Raw genomic sequence first — 3689 nt, forward strand, 5'->3', positions numbered from 1 at the left:
TGATGCACTTGTTTCAATGGTTGAGCTTTCTCCAAGTTCAAAAGAATTAAAAAACAGACTAAAAGAATCTAAAGAGCGTTTAGCCTCTCCTATCGAAGCAAGTAATAGCGATGCATTAGCACTACCAGATAACGACAAACAATTAATAGCTCTAATTCAAGGTATAAAGAAATTACGAGCAGTACTTCGCTCAGAGCATGGTAAAGGCAAAGTAGATAGCCAAGTATTTGTTGCTGAAGATAAACGCCTTGAAAAATTGCAGTTAAGAATCAATGTAGAAAGCCAAATTAAGCGCGGGATTTCAGCTCGCTCAGCAAATATGGTGGGCTCTGCCAGACAGTATTTTGAAAAAGCACTGGCAACACTGACCTCAGTTAGCTACAGCGATGATTATGTAAACTCGAAAAGACAAGAAGTTGAAGGCTATTTAGAAACAATTAGCTCTGAGTTGAAAGCATCAAATGCAACGTCACTAAAGAAGAAAGCAGAACAAGAGCAGGACGATTTAGACGTATTATTCGCACCAAAGAAAAAGTGGTAAACCACTTTTTCTTTGCTTTGTGCAAGTTAAGATAAAAATGCAAACTTAACAATAAATAGCGCTGTTAATACCCACACACTAATACTGATTTCATCTTTTTTACCACATACCAACTTCACTGCAGTATACGAAATAAAACCAAGTGCAATACCGTGCGCAATCGAGAAAGTTAACGGCGTCATTAATAATACTACGCTCACTGGAATGGCATCTGTCATATCATCCCAATTTACCAGCTTTAAGTTTTGCATCATTAACACAGCAACATACAAAATCGCACCAGCCGTTGCATAAGCTGGGATCATGCCAGCAAGTGGCGCAAAGAACATCATTAACAAGAAACAAATGCCTACAACCACAGCGGTAAGACCTGTACGGCCGCCCACAGACACACCTGCAACTGATTCAATGTAAGACGTTGTTGTTGACGTACCAAGCATTGAGCCTGCAATAGTAGCTGTACTGTCGGCACTTAGTGCGCGACCTAAACGAGGCATTTTACCTTGTTCATCAGCAATACCTGCTTTTTGCGTTACAGCAACTAAAGTGCCTGAAGTATCAAACAAATCAACAAATAAGAACGCAAAAACCACTGTTAGCATTGAGATTTCGAATGCTGCTGCAAAATCCAATTGCATAAAGGTTGGTGCAATTGAAGGCGGCATTGAAATAATTCCTTGATACTCCACAAGGTCTAAACCAAGCGCAATTGCGGTTACTAATAAAATACTGATAAGTACGCCGCTTTTCATATCGCGGTATAACAGTGCTGCAATAACAAAGAAGCTAAAAATCGCAAGTAGTGGGCCTGGGGCTGTGATATCGCCTAACTGCACTAAGGTTGCAGGGCTTGCTACGATAATACCGGCGTTTTTCAATGCAATAAGCGCTAAGAAAGCACCAATACCTGTAGCAATAGCACGCTTTAATACCAGAGGAATAGCATCAATGATCCACTCACGCACCTTAAATAGGCTTAAGAACAAGAAGATACAGCCAGACATAAAAACTGCACCTAATGCAGCTTGCCAAGTGTAGCCCATGCCCAAAACAACACCATAAGTGAAGAAGGCGTTTAAGCCCATACCCGGAGCCAATGCTAATGGGTAGTTTGCCCATAAACCCATAATAAAACAGCCAATTGCAGCAGCAATACAGGTTGCTACGAATGCCGCACCTTGATCCATTCCCGCTTCTGCAAGCATTGCAGGGTTAACAAATACAATGTAAACCATGGTAATGAATGTTGTGATGCCAGCAATAGTCTCGCGGCGCACAGAAGTGTTGTTTTCAGTGATTTTGAAAAGTCTTTCGAACATGTTGAACTTTAAGTTGAGATTAATTGGCTAATTTTATCATATTTTATCTCAATAAGAGGACATTTTACCTTGCAATGTTCTAAACTAATAAGGTCTTTTATTTCAAGAAAATAACTAAACTATGTCTGATAATTCGCCAGTAGGCTTAGATTTAGAGCAACAGCTTGATAATGTACTTGCCTTTATTACCCAACCCGATAAAGGGTCGGCGCCAAATAAAAGTACTCAATCTGTTGAAAACGTACTAAACAAAGCTTTGTATTATTTAAAAAATGAACAGCCTCCCCTTGCTGCCAAATGGATGCGTTTAGCAGCTATGGCGGGCAACCATAGAGCGCAATTTTATATGGGGCTGTTTTTCATCAAAGGGCAAGGTGTACCGCACAGTGTTTTTCATGGCGCGGTGTGGCTAAGTCTGGCAAGTAGCCAAGGTTATGAACCTGCAACGGCTGCACTTGATGATCTTAGAAAACACATCAGTACGCGCAGATTACATGATGCGCAAAGCTATGCAGCTACCCTATATGAACAAATCCACCAGCAACAATTTGCTCATTTAATTCCTCGTGATCCTGACGCCAGCTAACACGCGTCAGGTTCTACAACTTATTAATGCTGTCTTGTCAGTTTACTCTCAAATGTGATGAGACCTGCACCAACTACAAGCAATAAGATACCTATAAACTCAAGCCACACATGGCCTTTATGGGGCTTGATAACAGGTGTTTTTGAAGTAAGGTTATATAAACGCCTGCCTTGCTCGCCAGATTCTACAAACGAAAAACCTTTATAGTCCGCTGAGATAATAAATTTAAAATCATGCCTGCTAATCATTTCTCGACGTTTTGCATCTATTTTCTCGCTGCTTTGTTCTACGAGCATACGCCAATCATGAAAAATGCCATCTGGTTCACTATCTTTCACTACACCATATGATTTGTACTCATAGAACTTTCTATTGAATAGCTTTTCTTGATGCCCTAAATAAAACATGGCACAGCCTAGCGCACTTAACAGTATGGCAATATAGACGAGTGAACGCTGTTTAATGAATTGCTTATTACTTTGTTGCTTATACCAAGCTTCAATGTCAGGCACGTTAATCAACCGAGCTTTATCTTCAGAATCTTTTAATGGCTCCATAAAGTCGCAAATTTTTAGGTTGAGCGCCGTTAGTATTGAACGAAATGTGTCATTTGAAGGCACTGATTTATCGTTCTCAAGTTTTGAAAGGTAACTTTGCTCTATCCCCACTTGCTCTGCAAATTCTGGTTGGCTTAGTTTTAGCTCACTGCGATAGTGTCTTAGTTGTGTTCCGAATGTACTCATAACGCATTTCCTTTTTGTTGTGGAGCCGCCATTCTTTGCTATTCATGCAGATATAAAAAGCTGAATAAATAGGAATAATGAAGAATATTAGCAAGATAGGATGAAAGATACGAGATACGAGATACGAGATACGAGATACGAGATACGAGATACGAGATACGAGATACGAGATACGAGATACGAGATACGAGATACGTTGTCAGTATAAGTAAAAAGTAAGGTGTAATGTAAAGACTTATCTAATCATTTGTTTGAGGAAAACAAATGGCGGAGTGGACGGGACTCGAACCCGCGACCCCCGGCGTGACAGGCCGGTATTCTAACCAACTGAACTACCACTCCGCAGTGGTATATGCATGGGGTAATGCACTTAATTTGTTTATGATATCAAATGGCGGAGTGGACGGGACTCGAACCCGCGACCCCCGGCGTGACAGGCCGGTATTCTAACCAACTGAACTACCACTCCGCAGAGATATCATTGTTATTACTTAATTTGT

General features: G+C 40.7%; 4 protein-coding genes and 2 tRNA genes. 2 read left to right on the top strand and 4 right to left on the bottom strand.

The features are described 5' to 3' along the window. Positions 1-541, top strand: a 541-nt coding sequence (locus tag AUR67_RS10925) for a hypothetical protein (RefSeq protein WP_058585304.1), incomplete at its 5' end; no start/stop codon positions are given. A 26-nt stretch (positions 542-567) separates the two neighbouring features. Here AUR67_RS10925 and AUR67_RS10930 read toward each other — a convergent pair. Then, a complete protein-coding gene (locus AUR67_RS10930) occupies positions 568-1860 on the bottom strand; it encodes an NCS2 family permease (protein ID WP_054551620.1) in 1293 nt (430 codons plus the stop codon). 121 nt (positions 1861-1981) lie between these two features. Here AUR67_RS10930 and AUR67_RS10935 point away from each other — a divergent pair, with 121 nt between their 5' ends. Beyond that, complete coding sequence (locus tag AUR67_RS10935; protein ID WP_054551621.1) at positions 1982-2446, top strand: sel1 repeat family protein; 465 nt, start codon at positions 1982-1984, stop codon at positions 2444-2446. 23 nt (positions 2447-2469) lie between these two features. On the opposite strand, the gene AUR67_RS10940 is transcribed toward AUR67_RS10935, so the two are convergent. From AUR67_RS10940 to AUR67_RS10950, 3 genes are all read right to left on the bottom strand, one after another. Beyond that, positions 2470-3189, bottom strand: a complete 720-nt coding sequence (locus AUR67_RS10940) for a helix-turn-helix domain-containing protein (RefSeq protein WP_058585305.1) — start codon at positions 3187-3189, stop codon at positions 2470-2472. A gap of 265 nt (positions 3190-3454) precedes the next feature. Then, positions 3455-3531, bottom strand: a tRNA-Asp gene (locus AUR67_RS10945). Positions 3532-3581: 50 nt separating this feature from the next. Beyond that, positions 3582-3658: transfer RNA gene (locus tag AUR67_RS10950), tRNA-Asp, on the bottom strand. Between the last annotated feature and the right edge of the window lie 31 nt (positions 3659-3689).

The sequence above is a fragment of the Pseudoalteromonas sp. XI10 genome (assembly GCF_001469895.1).
Classification (GTDB): Bacteria; Pseudomonadota; Gammaproteobacteria; order Enterobacterales; family Alteromonadaceae; genus Pseudoalteromonas.

Excerpts from the sequence above, each read along its gene's own strand:
- AUR67_RS10930 (WP_054551620.1), bottom strand. The coding sequence starts at position 1,860 with ATGTTCGAAAGACTTTTCAAAATCACTGAAAACAACACTTCTGTGCGC.
- AUR67_RS10935 (WP_054551621.1), top strand. The coding sequence starts at position 1,982 with ATGTCTGATAATTCGCCAGTAGGCTTAGATTTAGAGCAACAGCTTGAT.
- AUR67_RS10940 (WP_058585305.1), bottom strand. The coding sequence starts at position 3,189 with ATGAGTACATTCGGAACACAACTAAGACACTATCGCAGTGAGCTAAAA.